This is a genomic window from Bacteroides mediterraneensis, from assembly GCF_900128455.1.
GTDB lineage: Bacteria > Bacteroidota > Bacteroidia > Bacteroidales > Bacteroidaceae > Phocaeicola > Phocaeicola mediterraneensis.
The window spans coordinates 3688369-3705116 of the sequence record NZ_LT635783.1 but is presented as its reverse complement, the minus strand read 5'-3'; the positions used below and the strand labels follow the sequence as shown (position 1 = coordinate 3705116).

Sequence of the window (16748 nt, the reverse complement as noted above, 5' to 3'; positions counted from 1 at the left end):
ATGAAAAAGATAATAGGAGTCATCGGAATGGTTTTGTTGCTTGTCGCCTGTGGGACGACAGGGAGACAGCATGCGGCCAAGCGGAATCTGGCAGATGAAGAACAGGATACTTTGTCTTACGAACAGCGTAGGAAGTATGATTATTTCTTTTTGGAGGCGGTACGCCTGAAACAGAAGGGCGATTACGACGCGGCCTTCGAACTCTATAAACATTGTCTGGACATTTATCCTAATTCGGCCCCGGCCTTGTATGACATTTCTCGGTTTTATATGGTGCTGGGACAGGAGAAAAAGGGAGAAGAGGCCTTGAAAAAGGCGGTTCGCGCGGATGAATCGAATTTCTGGTACAAGCAGACGCTGGCTGCCTATTATCAGCAGAAACGCGACTGGCCCAAGGCCATTGCCGTGTACGACGATATGGCACATCAGTTCCCTTCCCGCCTGGAACCGCTTATGGCGCTGGTGGATTTGTATAATCAGACTAAGAGTTATGACCAGGCAATTACGGTATTGAACCGTCTGGAAGAACTGGATGGAAAGTCCGAGCAAATCAGTATGGAGAAGTTCCGGATGTACTTGCTGATGGACAATCAGGAGCAGGCTTTTAACGAGATTGAGAGCCTCTCGAAAGAGTATCCCTATGACTTGCGTTACCAGACGATTCTGGGGGATGTGTACCTGAACAACAACAAGCCCGATGAGGCGTATGCGGTTTATCAGCAGATTTTGAAGGAAGAACCGGGCTATGCGCCGGCGCTGTTGTCTATGGCTTCTTACTATAAACAGCTGGGACAGGACAGCCTGTACCAGCAGCAGCTTGATACGATTCTGCTGAACGACGATGTGGAGTCGGATACCAAGATGAGCATCATGCGTCAGCTGATTCTGCAGTCTGAACAGACCACGAAGGACAGTACGCAGATTGTGGCTTTGTTTAAGAATATCCTGGCCCGTCCGCAACAGAATGCCGACTTGTCAATGCTCTGTGCACAATATTTGATTACCAAGCACATGGAGAAGGAGTCTGTACCGGTGCTGAATCAGGTACTGTCGCTCGACCCGGAAAACAAACCGGCCCGTCTGCAGCTGTTGAGTTACGCCATCCGTGACAATGACCTGGATGAGGTGATTCGTGTGGCAACTCCGGCTCTTCAGTATAATCCGGATGCGATGGAGTTCTATTATTATCTCGGTCTGGCTCATTATCAGAAAGAAGAGACGGACAAGGCGATGGAAATATTTCAGAAAGGCTTGAAACAGGTCAACGAAAAGAGTGACAAGAGTATCGTATCCGATTTCTATGCCATTTTGGGTGATTTGTATCATTCCAAGGAGATGAAGGCAGAAGCGTATGCGGCTTATGACTCTTCATTGGTCTACAACCCGAACAACATCGGTACGCTCAACAATTATGCTTATTACTTGTCTGTGGAGCGGACGCACTTGGACAAGGCGGAGGAAATGAGCTACAAGACGGTGAAGGCGGAACCGGAAAATTCCACTTACCTGGATACCTACGCTTGGATTTTGTTTGAAAAGAAGCGTTATACCGAGGCCCGGATTTATATAGATCAGGCCATGAAGAACGGAGGAGACAGCAGCCAGGTCATTGTGGAGCATTGCGGAGATATTTACTATATGTTGGGCGAGAAAGACAAGGCGCTGGAGTACTGGAAGAAGGCCGACAGCATGGAGAATAAAGAAGAGGACGGGGCTACTCCCCGTACGGAAGCCGAGTTGAAACGCTTGAAACGTAAAATCGCATTGAAAAAATACATTGAGGAATGAAACGGTTGGTGCATTGGTTATATGTGATATGCCTGGTAGGGATACTCTCGGCGTGTAGTGCCTCACGTCATGCGGAACGGAGTCCGATGATTGGAGGACTGAAAGGAGAGGAATACCAGGAAAAAGTGGTCTCTAATTTTCCCCATTGGAACTGTGTGACCGGAAAAGTAGCCTTGAATTTGCAGACAGGAGGTAGCAAGAATACGAAACTGTCGGCTACGCTCCGGATGAAGAAAGGGGAGGTGATACAACTGTCGGTGGCTCCTCTGCTGGGCATTGAAGTGGCGCGGCTGGAGATTTCTCCCGAACGTATTCTGGCGGTCGACCGCCTTCACAAGCAGTATGTGGAACTTTCTTTCGTTGAATTGAACCGGATGACCGACCTGAATTTGAGTTTTAATGTGTTGCAGTCGCTGTTCTTGAATGAGATTTTCCTGCCTGGAAAAGAACAGGTGGAAGTGGCCGATTTGTCCCGTTTCCGGATGACCGCAGAGGGAACACATGCACTGTGGGAAGTGAAGGACAGCAAGCGGCTGGCTTATCGCTTCTGGACTACGGTCGACAAAGGTTGGCTGGAAACCACTTCCGTATCTCTGCAGGGTACGGCTTATGCCTTGAAATGGACGTATGGAGATTTTGGCAAGCTGGGGCCGGGATATTTCCCTCAACATATTCTGGCGGAACTGCAGGGTGCCGGGAAAGGATACAGTCTGGACATGCGCCTTTCGCGGATGTCTGTCAATGAAGACTGGGAGACCCGTACGGAGTTATCTTCCAAGTATAAGAAGATGGAACTGGCAACGTTGTTGAAAATGTGGTTAGGAAAATGAAGCGTCTGATAGTCATATTCTGTATTTGTCTGAGCACCTGTTCGCTTTTTGCACAGACTACGCGAAAGATTCGGCAGTTGGAGCAGCAGCGGAATGAGCTGAAGCGGCAGATTGCCGAGTCGGAAACGCTGTTGCAGTCCACCAAGAAGGACGTGAAAAGCCAGTTGGGTAATCTGGCACTGATTTCCGGACAGATAGAGGAGCGTCAGAAATATATCCAGACCATTGAAAATGATGTAAACAGTATCCAGCAGGAAATCAATCGGCTGGAGCAGGACTTGAAACGGCTTCAGAAAGAACTGTCTGAGAAACGCCAGAAGTATGAGCAGTCTGTGAAATATCTTTACCGGAACAAATCCATACAGGACAAGCTGATGTTCATTTTTTCGGCCGAGAATTTCGGGCAGATGTACCGTCGCATGCGGTATGTACGTGAATATGCGGACTACCAGCGTGTGCAGGGTATTCAGGTACAGCGGAAGCAGAAACAGGTGACGGATAAGGCTACTTCGTTGAGAAACAGCCGGAAAGCCAAAGAGGACTTGCTGAAGCAGGGAGAGGCTGAAAAGGCCAAGCTGGTAGCGCAGGAGCAGGAACGCAAACAAATTCTCTCGGGTTTGCAGAAGAAGCAGCGCAGCATCCAGTCGGAGCTGGCCAAACAACGCCGTTCGGCCGATAAGCTGAATGCCCAGATTGACCGTTTGATTGAGGAGGAAATAGAAAAGGCCCGTAAACGTGCGGAAGAGGAAGCACGACGGAAAGCAGAGGAAGCCCGGAAACAAGCGGAAGCAGCAAAAGGCACGTCTGAAGCGTCTTCCACGGAAACGAAAACGGTCAAGACACCTGTAGAGAAACTGGAAGCCTATAAAGTGGATTCGGAAGACCGGCGGTTGTCCGGTGTTTTTGAGCGAAACAAAGGTATTCTTCCGGTACCGATTACCGGCCCTTATGTAGTGGTCGGACATTACGGCCAATATCAGGTGAAAGGGCTCCGCAATGTGAAACTGGACAATAAAGGAATCGATATCAAGGGGAAAGCAGGTGCCAATGCGCGGGCCATTTTTGATGGTGAGGTGTCGGCTGTCTTCCAATACAACGGGCTGACCAATGTGCTGGTACGCCATGGAAGTTATATTTCGGTGTATTGCAACCTGTCGACGGTACGCGTGAAGAAAGGGAGTCTGGTACGTGCCCGTGATGTGCTGGGCGAAGTGCATACCAATGCTGAAGGAGAAACCATTCTGCACTTCCAGCTCCGAAAGGAGACGGTGAAACTGAATCCGGAACTTTGGCTACATCGCTAAAAGTATTCCTGTTTTGATTTATAAGAAAGGGCTTCAGGTGGTTATGCTGCCTGAGGCCTTTTTTGTGGAATACAGTGCCACAAAGTTTTCAGGACAAGTACGAATTCCTTCCTTTTCCCTGATAATATCTCTGTTTCACACTTTGGTATTTATATCCCACACTGTGGTTTATGTATTTCACAGTGTGGTTTATGTATCCCACACTGTGGGACAGAGAAATTGTGCTTATATAATAAATTATATTCATTTTCATTATGGGGAAAATAATAAAATGAAAAAAAGTTTGAGGGATTTACTTTTTTACTTCAATAAATAGTTATTCTTTCGTACGCTTTTCATTGCGAGTCTGAGAAAGACGGTGGAAAGAATCTGAAAATCATTAACCGCATTCATATTATGAAACTGAAGCATTATTCTGTTTTGACTTTCTGCATGTTCGGCAGTTTGCTTACTGCACCTTTTCCCATGTGGGCTGGTCCGCAAACTGAAGTGACCATTTGCAGTGCCAGTGTGTTGAATCCGACGGCTGTAGAGATTGTTTTTTCCAATCAGCAGCGTATGACACTCGATTTTTATGGCGAAAATATTTTTCGCTTGTTTCAGGACAATAAAGGAGGCATTGTCCGCAATCCGGAAGCTGTACCCGAAGCCCAGATTTTGGTGAATAACCCGCGTCAGGAGGTAGGAAAACTTTCCTTGACAGACAAGGATGGAGTTATTACAGTGGCTACCAGCCGGATTGAGGTAGAGATGGACAAGCGCACCATGCTGTTCAAGATTACGGATAAAGCGCGCCAGAAAGTGGTGGCAGAAGCTGTTCGCCCGGCAGATTTCGCAGAGAAACAGGTCAGCCTTTTCCTGAAAGCGCAGGAGGGAGAGTATTTTTACGGCGGAGGGGTGCAGAACGGCCGCTTCTCCCATAAAGGCAAGAAGATTCATATCTTGAATACGAACCAATGGACAGACGGCGGGGTGGCTTCTCCCACACCTTTTTATTGGTCGACGGAAGGTTATGGAGTGATGTGGCATACTTTCTGTCCCGGAGTATATGATTTCGGGGCAACCGATAAAGGTGTGGTGGCGTTGAGTCACGAGGGAAATTACTTGGATGTGTTTTTCATGGTGGATGAAACTCCGGTCGCTCTGCTGAATGATTTTTATCAGCTGACGGGTAATCCGGTGCTCCTGCCTAAGTTTGGATTTTATGAAGGACATTTGAATGCCTACAACCGTGACTATTGGAAAGAAGACGAAAAAGGGATTCTTTTCGAGGATGGCAAGAAATACAAGGAAAGCCAAAAAGGCAATGGCGGTATCAAGGAATCGCTGAATGGCGAGAAGAATAACTATCAGTTTTCTGCACGTGCGGTCATCGACCGTTATGAGGCAGCCGATATGCCGTTGGGATGGATTCTGCCGAATGATGGCTATGGGGCCGGGTACGGACAGACTTCCACACTGGACGGAAACATCCAGAACCTGAAGGAACTGGGCGACTATGCCCGTGCGAAGGGAGTAGAAATTGGTTTGTGGACCCAGTCGGATTTGCATCCCAAGGAAGGAGTGGAACCGCTGTTGCAGCGTGACATTGTCAAGGAAGTGCGTGACGCCGGCGTGCGAGTGTTGAAAACCGATGTGGCATGGGTCGGTGCCGGCTATTCGTTCGGCTTGAACGGGGTGGCCGATGTGGCCCGTATCATGCCTTATTATGGCAACAATGCACGTCCGTTCATTATCTCACTCGACGGATGGGCCGGAACACAGCGTTATGCCGGTATCTGGTCGGGCGATCAGACCGGAGGAGAGTGGGAATACATCCGTTTCCATATCCCGACTTATATCGGTTCCGGACTGTCGGGACAGCCGAACATCACTTCCGACATGGATGGTATTTTCGGCGGGAAGAACATTCCGGTCAACGTGCGTGACTTCGAGTGGAAAGCGTTTACGCCGATGCAGCTGAACATGGACGGATGGGGAGCGAACCCCAAATATCCGCAGGCTTTGGGTGAACCGGCCACTTCCATTAACCGCTGGTACCTTAAACTGAAATCGGAGTTCATGCCCTATACCTATAGCATTGCGCATGAGGCGGTGGATGGCAAGCCGATGATTCGGGCGATGTTCCTGGATTATCCGAATGACTATACGCTGGGAACAGCCACTCGTTATCAGTTCCTTTACGGACCTTCTATTCTGGTGGCTCCTGTGTACCAGAAGACACAGGCCGACGAGAAGGGTAACGATGTGCGTCACGGCATTTATCTGCCCGAAGGCAACTGGATTGATTTTTTCACCGGCGACTTGTATGCAGGCGGACGGGTCATCAACTGTTTTGACGCCCCCTTGTGGAAACTCCCGTTGTTCGTGAAGCAGGGAGCCATTCTGCCCATGACGGCCGCACATAATCAGGTGGCCCAGATGGCGAAAAACATCCGTACGTATGAACTGTATCCGGCTGGAAACACGGAATTTACGGAATACGATGACGATGGTATCTCTGAAGCCTATCGTGACGGACAGTATGCGACGACTCTTATCCGTTCGATGCTGGAAGGGGAAGACCTGAAAGTCAGTGTGGCACCTTCGCAAGGTTATTTTGAAGGAATGGTGACAGAAAAGGCTACTTATTTCCGCCTCAATGTGACGGCACAGCCGAAGAAACTGACGGCATATATCGGAGGGAAGAAAGTGAAACTGGCTCCGGTGTCTTCTTTGGAGGCATTGCAGAAGGGAGAAAATGTATATTATTATGAAGCCGCTCCGGAGTTGAACCGTTTTGCCACTCCGGGCAGTGAGATGGCCCGTGTGCAGGTGGTGAAGAATCCGGTGATGCATGTCAAGCTGGCGGCAGTGGATGTGACACGGAATGAAGTGACGTTGGAAGTGAAAGGTTATGTGTTTGCTCCAGCAGAAAAACTGCGGGTCAGCCAGGGGGCATTGGCCACTCCGGAACCACAGGTCACGGAAGAGAATACCGGGGCTTATACGCTGACTCCTTCCTGGAAGAAGGTGGACCATGCCGATTATTATGAGATAGAGTACAACGGTATGTTGTATAGTACCATCCGGGATACCCGACTGTTGTTTGAAGACCTCCGTCCGGAAACGACCTGTACATTTAAGGTGCGTGCGGTGAATGCTGCGGGTGTGTCCGACTGGGCAACTGTCACTGCCACCACGAAGTCCGACCCGCTGGAATTTGCCATCCGGGGTATTACGGGTGAAACGACTTGTCCGAACCAGGAAGGTCAGGAAGTGAACAAACTCTTCAATTTTGATGAAGGGGATGCATGGCATACGCAATGGAGTGCCCAGGCCGTTCCATTCGATTTGATTGTGGATTTGAACAGTGTGAACCAGCTCGACAGGTTTGAATACCTGCCTCGTCTGGATGCCGGAAACGGTACGCTGGGTAAGGGTACGGTATATTATAGTATGGACAAATCGAACTGGCACGAAGCCGGTACGTTCGACTGGAAGGGCAGTGACGTGAAGACCTTTGTCTTTACCGAACATCCGACCGCACGCTATCTCAAGCTGTCGGTAACCTCGGCCGTAGGTAAATATGGCTCCGGTCGTGAATTGTATGTATTCAAGGTGCCGGGCTCGGAAAGCTATATTCCGGGCGACATCAACCAGGATAAACTGGTGGACGAGAATGACCTGACTTCTTATATGAATTATACAGGTCTGCGCCGGGGCGATTCCGATTTTGAGGGATATATCAGCAAGGGTGACCTGAACGATAACGGTCTGATTGATGCGTATGACATTTCTGCCGTAGCTGTACGACTGGAGACTGGCGTCAGCAGCCGTCAGGTACCAGCAGTGGCCGGAGAGATTCAGATAGTTCCTTCAAAGAAAGTGTACAATGAAGGGGAGACAGTGGAAATCCGGGTATCCGGTAAAGGACTGCGTTCTGTCAATACCCTCAGTTTCGCACTGCCTTATGACCCGCAGCTGTTGGAGTATGTGGGGATAGAGGGTACAGGCATGAAGGAAATGCGGAACCTGACCAACGACCGTCTGCACACCAGCGGGACGAAGGCCTTGTATCCTACGTTCGTAAATATGGGAGAAAAGCCTTACCTGGAAGGGGATGCAGAACTGATGACCATCAAGTTTAAGGCAAAGCGTAAACAAAAACTGGATTTGAAGGTCTTGGACGGCATGTTGGTAGACAAGTACATGAATACCGTGAAGTTCTGATGCCATAAAAAAAGTGATTCTTTTCAGTTGTGGAAAGAATCACTTTTTTTATAGAGAGTATGGAACTTAAATCTTCAGTCCATCCAGAATTTGCACATAAATGGAAATTGCTTCTTCAATTTCGCTGACCAGCACATATTCGTCGGCCGTATGTGAGCGGGAGGATTTTCCCGGACCGATTTTGACGGAGGGGAAAGGCATCAGTGCCTGATCCGACAGAGTGGGAGAACCGAATGGTGTTTTTCCCAGTTCGATGGCCCGTTTCACGAAAGGATGGTCGGCCGGAATGCTGGAAGAGTTGAGGCGGAAAGAGCGGGCTTTCACTTCGCTTTGCACGTGTTTCCCTATTTCGGCAAACAGTTCTTCATTGGAATAGCATTCGTTGCTGCGGATGTCGACTACCATGCTGCATAAGTCTGGAATCACATTGTGCTGTGTGCCGGCATTAATCTGAGTCACGCTCATCTTGACGGGTCCCAGTAAAGGAGATTCTTTGGGAAACTGGTAGGTACGGAACCATTCGATGTCCGGCAGGATTTTGTAGATGGCATTTTCTCCCTCGTTGCGGGCGGCATGTCCGGATTTTCCGCGGGCCGTCACGTCGAGTACCATCAATCCTTTTTCGGCGATGGCCGGGTGCATTTCCGTAGGTTCTCCCACCACGCCCAAGGCAATGGGAGGAAGCTGGTGGAGCACGCTTTCAATTCCGTTTTTCCCAGACACTTCTTCTTCACACGATGCCAGATAAATCAGGTTATAGCTTTGTGTGGTCATGCTGAGATAGCGATATACCTGAAAAAGCGATACCAAGCTTGCTCCGGCATCGTTGCTTCCCAGTCCGTAGAGTTTCCCGTTCTCATTTTTGGGGGTAAACGGCTGTTTTCTCCATCCACTCACCGGTTTGACGGTATCAATGTGTGAATTTAGCAGGATGGTAGGCTTTTGGATATCGAACATGGGGCTGATGCACCAGATGTTGTTGCCGGAACGTCCGGTCATAATGCCGGTTTCTTCTATGTAATTTTGCAGGAAGTCGGCTGCTGCCTCTTCTTCCCGGCTGATAGAAGGAATTCCAATCAGTGAATGCAGCAGAGTCAGTGCTTCAGATGTGTAGTAACCTGTATCTATCATAAATATTACCTGTTTTAGATTCCCTGCAAAGATACTCTTTTTTGTGAGAAAAAATTTAGATTGTCAAGACATTCCAAATAAAATCCTATATTTGCAAAAGAAATAATAAAATAAAGAAAAATAGATGGTTAATTCATATTTGTCCCGGCTTGTGCGGCGACAAGCAGAAAAATATGGGGATAAAGTTGCCTTAAAATACCGTGATTACACCACTTCTACATGGATTCCTGTGACTTGGAACGGATTCGCGAATTTGGTTGACGAGGTAGCCAGGGCTTTGGTGGCTGCAGGGGTAGAGGTACAGGAGAATGTAGGAGTCTTTTCGCAAAATAAGCCAGAATGTTTTTATGTAGATTTCGGAGCTTTCAGAAGCCGGGTCGTGACGGTTCCTTTGTATGCCACCAGTTCGGAGGCACAGGTGCATTACATTGTGGAGGATGCCGGTATCCGTTTCTTGTTTGTCGGCGAACAGTATCAGTATGATGTGGCCTATCGGGTACAGAGCCTGTGCCGCTCCCTGAAGCAGATTATCATTTTCGATCCGGAGGTAAAACGGGCTGACGGAGATTGTAACTCGATTTATTTTTCCGATTTTCTGAAACTGGCAAAAGAGGAAAAGTGGCAAAGTGAAGTGGAGGAACGTACGTCGGCCTCTTCTTCCGACGATTTGGCCAATATTTTATACACTTCGGGCACTACGGGCGACTCCAAGGGAGTGATGTTGCATCATTCCAATTACGAGGCGGCTTTCAAAGGACATAATGCGCGTCTCACCGAGCTGGGAGAAAATGATGTGGTGATGAACTTTCTGCCGTTTACGCATATTTTTGAACGGGGATGGGCTTTCTATTGTCTGTACAGAGGATGTACGTTGTGCATCAACTTGAAACCTCAGGATATCCAGAAAACCATCAAGGAAATCCGGCCTACCGCGATGTGCAGTGTGCCGCGTTTCTGGGAAAAGGTGTATGCCGGCGTACAGGAAAAAATCAATGAGACCACCGGGTTGAAGAAAGCACTGATGCTGGATGCACTGCGGGTGGGCAAGGAGCATAATATCACGTATCTGATGAATGGAAAGACTCCTCCGGCCGTGTTGCACATGCGATATAAATTCTATGAACGGACTATCTACAGCCTTTTGAAGAAAACCATTGGGATTGAGAATGGTAATTTCTTTCCTACAGCTGGGGCAGCCATACCGGAAAAGGTAGAGGAATTTGTGCACTCCGTGGGAATCAACATGATTGCCGGATATGGATTGACGGAAAGTACCGCTACGGTTTCCTGTGAATGGAAGGGAGATTTCCGGATAGGAAGCGTCGGGCGGGTATTGCCGGGCGTGGAGGTCCGTATCGGTGAAAATAATGAAATCCAACTTCATGGGGGGACTGTTACAAAAGGATATTACAAGAAAGAAGCAATCACTAAGCAGGCTTTTACGGAAGACGGCTGGTTCCGGACGGGAGATGCCGGATACATGAAGGATGGATTCCTGTATCTGACAGACCGTATCAAGGACCTCTTCAAGACTTCCAATGGAAAATACATTGCTCCACAGGCCATCGAGACGAAACTGGTGGTAGACCGTTACATTGACCAGGTAACCATCATCGCCGACCAGCGCAAGTTTGTGTCTGCTTTGATAGTACCGGAATATGCACAGGTGGAGAAATTCGCTCGGGAACATCACATCGCTTTTACCAGTCGAAAGGACCTGCTGGAAAATCCGCAAATTGTGGAACTGTTCAGGCTTCGGATTGATACTCTCCAGCAGGAATTTGCCCATTATGAGCAGGTGAAACGTTTCACGTTGCTGCCCGAACCTTTCAGTATGGAACGGGGGGAACTGACGAACACTTTGAAGCTGAAACGTGCGGTGGTGGCCCGGAACTACAAGGATATCATCGACAAAATGTATGAAGAAAATGTCGGTTAAATAGCTGACTTTTATCTACAGGCACTCTTTCAGGGGTGCCTGTTTTTCTATCTTTAGAGAAGATAGGATGCGCCTTGGCATAGTCAAATTTAGAAAACTGCGTTTTCTATTTGCCTCTGCGCTCGGCTTTGATTATCTTTGCAGCGAGAAAATATAAACGGACTAATTTATCGTATTTTTATGATTACCATAGAGCAACTGAAAGACATAAAGGAACGTACGGAAGCCTTACACCGTTATTTGGATATTGACGGGAAGAAGATACAGGTGGAAGAAGAACAGCTTCGTACACAGGCTCCCGGTTTCTGGGATGACCAGAAGGCTGCCGAAGCGCAGATGAAGAAAGTGAAGGCTTTGCAGCAGTGGATTACCGGTTATCAGGAGGTGAAGACGCTGGCAGATGAATTGCAGCTGTCTTTCGATTTTTATAAAGATGAACTGGTGACGGAAGAAGAAGTGGATGAGGCTTATGCAAAGGCACTCTCGGCTGTGGAAGCACTGGAGCTGAAGAATATGCTTCGTTCGGAGGCCGACCAGATGGACTGCGTGCTGAAAATCAATTCAGGTGCCGGAGGTACAGAGAGTCAGGACTGGGCTTCCATGCTGATGCGTATGTATATGCGCTGGGCGGAAAGCAACGGATATAAACTGTCGGTTGCCAACCTTCAGGAAGGAGATGAAGCTGGCATCAAGACGGTGACGATGAACATAGAGGGAGCCTACGCGTATGGTTATCTGAAAGGAGAGAACGGCGTACACCGTCTGGTTCGTGTGTCGCCTTATAATGCACAGGGGAAACGAATGACCTCATTTGCTTCCGTATTTGTGACTCCGTTGGTTGATGACTCGATTGAAGTGACGGTAGAACCGGCCCGTTTGTCATGGGATACGTTCCGAAGCGGGGGTGCCGGTGGACAGAACGTCAATAAAGTAGAATCGGGTGTCCGCTTGCGTTACCAATACAAAGACCCTTATACCGGTGAAGAAGAAGAAATCTTGATTGAAAATACCGAAACCCGTGACCAGCCGAAGAACAAGGAGAATGCCATGCGTCAGTTGCGCTCTATCTTGTATGACAAGGAACTGAAACACCGTATGGAGGAACAGGCCAAGGTGGAAGCTGGAAAGAAGAAGATTGAATGGGGTTCTCAGATACGAAGCTACGTGTTTGATGACCGTCGTGTGAAAGACCATCGTACCAATTACCAGACTTCCGATGTGAACGGAGTGATGGATGGAAAGATAGATGGTTTCATCAAAGCCTATCTGATGGAGTTTTCAGATAGCGAAAACTGATAACTTTACGGAAAAACGCGTTTTTTTGTTTGTCTTTTTGCGGATAAGTTGTAATTTTAGGGAGCTAAATCTAAAAATGAAAACTTATGGGACGCAACAGAACTGTGAAAAGACAGAATTTTGAGAAACGTGAAGAAGAGAAAGCCAATAGACTGTTCAAGATGATTTGTATTGTCTTGATTCTATTGGCTATTTTAATGATTGTAGGTTATACATTGGCTTCCTGATACCTGAATGTGATATGTCACAGGAAATAGAACGGAAATTCTTGGTGTGCGATGATTCTTATAAGTCGATGGCTTGTGGGAAAAAGCGTATCAAGCAGGGGTATATCTGCAGTGAAAGAGGACGGACGGTGCGGGTACGTATTCAGAATGAAGAGGGGTACCTGACCATTAAAGGACCTTCGGATGCGGCAGGTATGAGTCGGTATGAGTGGGAACATGCACTCTCCTTGCAGGAGGCAGAAGAACTGATGAAACTGTGTGAGCCGGGAATGATTGACAAGACCCGTTATTTGGTGCGATGTGGCACACACGTGTTTGAGGTGGACGAGTTTTATGGCGACAATCAGGGACTGGTTGTGGCAGAAGTCGAACTGGGCAGTGAGGATGAAGCTTTTGACCGGCCTCCGTTTTTAGGGGAGGAAGTAACCGGACAAGTGAAGTACTATAATTCATTCTTGATGAAGTCTCCCTATCGGAAATGGGCTGAAAACCTTCCTGAAAACTGTCAGGGAAAGGGGTAAAAACTCTCAGTTGATAGTTTTTACCCGTTTGATTATCAGTTTTTGTGAAGAGTGATCTTTCTTTTTCTGCTAATATTGCAGTGTCAAAACGAAAAAGCAGACATTATTTCAATTAAAGAAAAGAAAGACTAAAGAATTATGAAAACGGCAACTTTTGCTCAGAATCTGCTGAGCATGCAGACAGAACTACTTCATTTCGCTTATAAACTGACGGCTGACCGTGAAGAAGCGAATGACCTTCTCCAGGAGACTTCATTGAAGGCTTTGGACAATGAGGAAAAGTATGTAGCTGAAACGAACTTCAAGGGATGGATTTATACCATCATGCGTAATATATTCATTAATAATTACCGCAAGACTTTGCGCGACCAGACGTATGTGGATAATACCGACAACCAGTTTTTCTTGAATCTGGGAGTAGATATTGAAGATGATTCCATGCAGGGTTCGTATGACCTGAAAGAGATGCGCCGCATCGTAAATGCATTACCTAAAGAATATCGTGTACCTTTTGCGATGTATGTGTCTGGATTCAAATATCGTGAAATCGCAGATAAACTGAATCTTCCTTTGGGTACCGTGAAGAGTCGGATTTATTTCACCCGGCAGAGATTGCAGGAAGATTTGAAAGATTTCCGTTGAGCAGTTTGATAACTCTCTATCTTTAAAAATAATATATTTAATGGACGTCGGTTGCTGTGAGAGCACCCGACGTTTTTCTTTTATTCTGATTGTGGGTTATGGAATCTTTTTCTGATAAAGGGACGATAGATAAAATGGCCGGCTAGAGAAGCCAGTAACGCACCCACACTGTTGGCGGCAAAGTCCATCCAGTCCCCGCTCCGGTTGTCGGTGCAATAGGCTTGCAGGATTTCGATGCATCCGCTCATCAGGATGGGAAACAGGATACATTCGATGGCCAGCTTCCACTTTTTGATGATTGCATGATGAATCAGGTATTCTATCCATAACACGGAACTAAGCCCTCCATACATGCAGAGGTGGACCAGTTTGTCGAAGTTTGTAATCTCTTCCAGTGGGGTCTGAGGAGGGGTAAAAAAGGATAGGTACCAAATCACCAACGTCGTCAGAATAGAAAATGGGTAATGTCTTAAAAATTGCATTTTGCGTAAAACTTTAAATTTTCGTGCAAAAATACGATATTTTTTATACTTTTGTTTTCTGTTTGAAGTGTAATTATAATAAAATGATTTATGCAGCACAAAAATGAACGAGCAAATTTCGGAAGTAAGTTGGGAGCGATTCTTGCTGCCGCCGGTTCTGCGGTAGGTTTGGGTAACATTTGGCGTTTTCCTTATGAGACAGGAAACCATGGCGGAGCTGCGTTTATATTGATATACTTGGGATGTGTGATTGTGTTCGGACTTCCCATTATGATTGCAGAGTTTACTATTGGGCGTCGTGCAAAGGCATGTACGGGAGGGGCTTATGAGACCTTGGCACCGGGTTCGCACTGGAAATGGGTCGGATATGCCGGAGTTCTGACCGGTTTTCTGATATTAGGATACTATTCCGTGGTGGCGGGATGGACTTTGGAATATGTTTGGCAGGCGGCGACTTTTGGATTGTCGGGTAAGACTTCCGGAGAATACGTGACGATGTTTCAGGATTTTTCGCAGCAGCCTTTTCGCCCGTTGCTTTGGTTGTTCCTGTTTATGTTTGCCACGCATTTCGTCATAGTGAAAGGAGTGAAGGAAGGGATAGAGAAATCGTCCAAAATCATGATGCCGATTTTGTTTATTCTGGTAATTCTGCTGGCTGTTTGCTCAGTGATGTTACCGGGGGCGGAGAAAGGAGTGAAGTTCCTTTTGCATCCGGACTTTAGCAAGGTGACTCCGGACGTCTTTCTAGGAGCCATGGGACAGGCCTTTTTCTCTCTCAGCTTGGGCATGGGGTGCTTGTCGACATACGCCTCTTATTTTGGAAAGGATACCCGCTTGGGGCATACGGCGTTGAGCGTGGGAATCATTGATACCTGTGTGGCAGTATTGGCTGGATTGATTATTTTTCCGGCAGCCTTCTCTGTCGGTATCCAACCGGATGCAGGCCCTTCATTGATATTCATCACGTTGCCCAACGTATTCCAGCAGGCTTTTGCCAATGTGCCGTGGCTGGCTTATGTATGTTCGATTGCTTTTTATGTGTTGTTGGCACTGGCGGCCTTGACTTCTACCATCTCCTTGCATGAGGTGTCGACAGCCTTTTTGCACGAGAAGTTCCATTTCACGCGGGGACGTGCCGCTTGTATTGTGACAGCAGGCTGTTTGGTTATCGGAGTTGTCTCTTCACTGGCATTGGGCGTGTGGAGCAGCGTCAAGGTTGGCGGCTTGAACATGTTCGATGCGTTGGATTACCTGACAGCCAAGATTATGCTTCCGGTTTGCGGCATGTTTGCGGCAATCTTTGTAGGCTGGGTACTGGATAAGAAAATCGTAAAAGGCGAAGTGACGAATTATGGCAGTTTGAAAGCCCCTTATTATCCGGTGTATCTGCTGGTTTTGCGATTTGTGGCGCCCGTTGGTATTCTGGCTATATTTATGAATGAACTGGGCTTATTGAACTGGTAATGTGGAAAGATTTTTTCTATTACTCGCGGTCGGAGCGGAGGGTCATTCTGCTGTTGTTGGGTCTTTTGGTGGTTTTAGCCACCTTTTGGGCTGTATGCCGGATTACGGAACCACCGGGACAGACCTATCAGGAGGACAGTGCGGAAATAGATTCTTTTTTGGCTTCTGTGAAGCAGCGTGAGTTAGACTATACGAAGCGGAGATATACGAAGGTGAGAGGCAAGGAACAACCGGAGGCGGTTCTTGCTGCTTTTGACCCCAATACGGCTGATTCTTTTCAGCTGCGTAAACTGGGACTGCCATCTTTTGTGGTTCGAAACATTCTTCGTTACCGGGAGAAAGGTGGGCGGTTTCGTACGCCGGAAGCATTTGCCAAAATCTATGGGCTGGAAGAAAAACAGTATCTTTTGTTGAGGCCTTATATCCGGATTCAGGAAGTGGACAACAGAAGTGGATTTCCGCAGGCTCAGGAGGAAAAGCTCTTTCCTGCGTCGGTACAACGGATAGAAAAGTATCCTGAAGGGACGCTGGTCTCATTGAATGAGGCCGATACGGCTGAGCTGAAGCGTGTCCCGGGAATTGGAAGTGGAATTGCGAGGATGATAGTGGCTTATCGGAACCGCTTGGGAGGTTTCACGCATGTGGAGCAGCTGCAGGAGATTCCCCATGTGGATACTTGTCTGAATAAATGGTTTGTGGCGAAAGGAGTTCCGTTTAGGAGAATCAGGGTGAATAAGGATGGGTTGGATAAGTTGCGTAATCACCCTTACATGGACTTCTACAAGGCAAAGGCTATTTTGGAATACCGTCGTAAACGGGGATATATTAAAGGTCTTTCCCGGCTCTCTCTGTTTGAAGAGTTTTCCGAAAAAGACCTTCAGCGTTTGTCTCCTTATTTGTCTTTCGAGTGAT

The 16748-nt window shown here is 47.6% G+C and carries 13 protein-coding genes; 11 read left to right on the top strand and 2 right to left on the bottom strand.

Translation table 11 applies throughout. The features are described from left to right. From BQ7480_RS15825 to BQ7480_RS15810, 4 genes are all read left to right on the top strand, one after another. A complete protein-coding gene (locus tag BQ7480_RS15825; protein WP_072543601.1) occupies window positions 1–1788 on the top strand; it encodes a tetratricopeptide repeat protein in 1788 nt (595 codons plus the stop codon). Further along, window positions 1785–2618 carry a lipoprotein insertase outer membrane protein LolB1 gene (locus tag BQ7480_RS15820; RefSeq protein ID WP_072543600.1) on the top strand — a complete coding sequence of 278 codons (834 nt, stop codon included), beginning with the start codon at window positions 1785–1787 and terminating at the stop codon, window positions 2616–2618. Before BQ7480_RS15825 ends, BQ7480_RS15820 begins: the two co-directional genes overlap by 4 nt. Continuing rightward, window positions 2615–3922 (top strand): murein hydrolase activator EnvC family protein, encoded by a 1308-nt coding sequence (locus BQ7480_RS15815; RefSeq protein WP_072543599.1) that lies wholly within the window; start codon window positions 2615–2617, stop codon window positions 3920–3922. The genes BQ7480_RS15820 and BQ7480_RS15815 overlap by 4 nt, the downstream gene beginning before the upstream one ends. A 432-nt stretch (window positions 3923–4354) precedes the next feature. Further along, the gene (locus tag BQ7480_RS15810) at window positions 4355–8134 is read left to right on the top strand and encodes a TIM-barrel domain-containing protein (protein WP_072544090.1); all 3780 of its coding nucleotides are present in this window, start codon (window positions 4355–4357) and stop codon (window positions 8132–8134) included. 66 nt (window positions 8135–8200) lie between these two features. On the opposite strand, the gene BQ7480_RS15805 is transcribed toward BQ7480_RS15810, so the two are convergent. Further along, a complete protein-coding gene (locus BQ7480_RS15805) occupies window positions 8201–9265 on the bottom strand; it encodes a M20 family metallo-hydrolase (RefSeq protein ID WP_072543598.1) in 1065 nt (354 codons plus the stop codon). Between the two features lie 124 nt (window positions 9266–9389). Here BQ7480_RS15805 and BQ7480_RS15800 point away from each other — a divergent pair, with 124 nt between their 5' ends. The 5 genes from BQ7480_RS15800 (at window position 9390) to BQ7480_RS15785 (ending at window position 13890) form a co-directional block, all read left to right on the top strand. Continuing rightward, window positions 9390–11204: an AMP-dependent synthetase/ligase gene (locus BQ7480_RS15800; RefSeq protein WP_072543597.1), complete on the top strand. Its 1815-nt coding sequence runs from the start codon at window positions 9390–9392 to the stop codon at window positions 11202–11204. 180 nt (window positions 11205–11384) lie between these two features. Next, a complete protein-coding gene (gene prfB / locus BQ7480_RS15795; protein ID WP_072543596.1) occupies window positions 11385–12500 on the top strand; it encodes a peptide chain release factor 2 in 1116 nt (371 codons plus the stop codon). A gap of 86 nt (window positions 12501–12586) precedes the next feature. Then, window positions 12587–12727: a hypothetical protein gene (locus BQ7480_RS17985; protein ID WP_022354645.1), complete on the top strand. Its 141-nt coding sequence runs from the start codon at window positions 12587–12589 to the stop codon at window positions 12725–12727. 14 nt (window positions 12728–12741) lie between these two features. Then, complete coding sequence (locus BQ7480_RS15790; RefSeq protein ID WP_072543595.1) at window positions 12742–13248, top strand: CYTH domain-containing protein; 507 nt, start codon at window positions 12742–12744, stop codon at window positions 13246–13248. A gap of 138 nt (window positions 13249–13386) precedes the next feature. Further along, window positions 13387–13890: an RNA polymerase sigma factor gene (locus tag BQ7480_RS15785; RefSeq protein ID WP_022354643.1), complete on the top strand. Its 504-nt coding sequence runs from the start codon at window positions 13387–13389 to the stop codon at window positions 13888–13890. A gap of 80 nt (window positions 13891–13970) precedes the next feature. Here BQ7480_RS15785 and BQ7480_RS15780 read toward each other — a convergent pair whose 3' ends face one another. After that, window positions 13971–14582, bottom strand: a complete 612-nt coding sequence (locus BQ7480_RS15780) for a VanZ family protein (protein ID WP_139255801.1) — start codon at window positions 14580–14582, stop codon at window positions 13971–13973. Here BQ7480_RS15780 and BQ7480_RS15775 point away from each other — a divergent pair. Together BQ7480_RS15775 and BQ7480_RS15770 are read left to right on the top strand one after the other, a co-directional pair. After that, entirely contained in the window at window positions 14463–15836 is a 1374-nt protein-coding gene (locus BQ7480_RS15775; RefSeq protein ID WP_072543594.1) for a sodium-dependent transporter, read from the top strand. The genes BQ7480_RS15780 and BQ7480_RS15775 overlap by 120 nt on opposite strands. Further along, entirely contained in the window at window positions 15836–16747 is a 912-nt protein-coding gene (locus BQ7480_RS15770) for a helix-hairpin-helix domain-containing protein (RefSeq protein ID WP_072543593.1), read from the top strand. Before BQ7480_RS15775 ends, BQ7480_RS15770 begins: the two co-directional genes overlap by 1 nt. Window position 16748: the final 1 nt, after the last annotated feature.

Bases quoted from the DNA above. Each gene is read 5' to 3' on its own strand.
- BQ7480_RS15825 (WP_072543601.1), top strand. From the start codon at position 1: ATGAAAAAGATAATAGGAGTCATCGGAATGGTTTTGTTGCTTGTCGCC.
- BQ7480_RS15820 (WP_072543600.1), top strand. From the start codon at position 1,785: ATGAAACGGTTGGTGCATTGGTTATATGTGATATGCCTGGTAGGGATA.
- BQ7480_RS15815 (WP_072543599.1), top strand. From the start codon at position 2,615: ATGAAGCGTCTGATAGTCATATTCTGTATTTGTCTGAGCACCTGTTCG.
- BQ7480_RS15810 (WP_072544090.1), top strand. From the start codon at position 4,355: ATGTTCGGCAGTTTGCTTACTGCACCTTTTCCCATGTGGGCTGGTCCG.
- BQ7480_RS15805 (WP_072543598.1), bottom strand. From the start codon at position 9,265: ATGATAGATACAGGTTACTACACATCTGAAGCACTGACTCTGCTGCAT.
- BQ7480_RS15800 (WP_072543597.1), top strand. From the start codon at position 9,390: ATGGTTAATTCATATTTGTCCCGGCTTGTGCGGCGACAAGCAGAAAAA.
- prfB (WP_072543596.1), top strand. From the start codon at position 11,385: ATGATTACCATAGAGCAACTGAAAGACATAAAGGAACGTACGGAAGCC.
- BQ7480_RS17985 (WP_022354645.1), top strand. From the start codon at position 12,587: ATGGGACGCAACAGAACTGTGAAAAGACAGAATTTTGAGAAACGTGAA.
- BQ7480_RS15790 (WP_072543595.1), top strand. From the start codon at position 12,742: ATGTCACAGGAAATAGAACGGAAATTCTTGGTGTGCGATGATTCTTAT.
- BQ7480_RS15785 (WP_022354643.1), top strand. From the start codon at position 13,387: ATGAAAACGGCAACTTTTGCTCAGAATCTGCTGAGCATGCAGACAGAA.
- BQ7480_RS15775 (WP_072543594.1), top strand. From the start codon at position 14,463: ATGCAGCACAAAAATGAACGAGCAAATTTCGGAAGTAAGTTGGGAGCG.
- BQ7480_RS15780 (WP_139255801.1), bottom strand. From the start codon at position 14,582: ATGGTTTCCTGTCTCATAAGGAAAACGCCAAATGTTACCCAAACCTAC.
- BQ7480_RS15770 (WP_072543593.1), top strand. From the start codon at position 15,836: ATGTGGAAAGATTTTTTCTATTACTCGCGGTCGGAGCGGAGGGTCATT.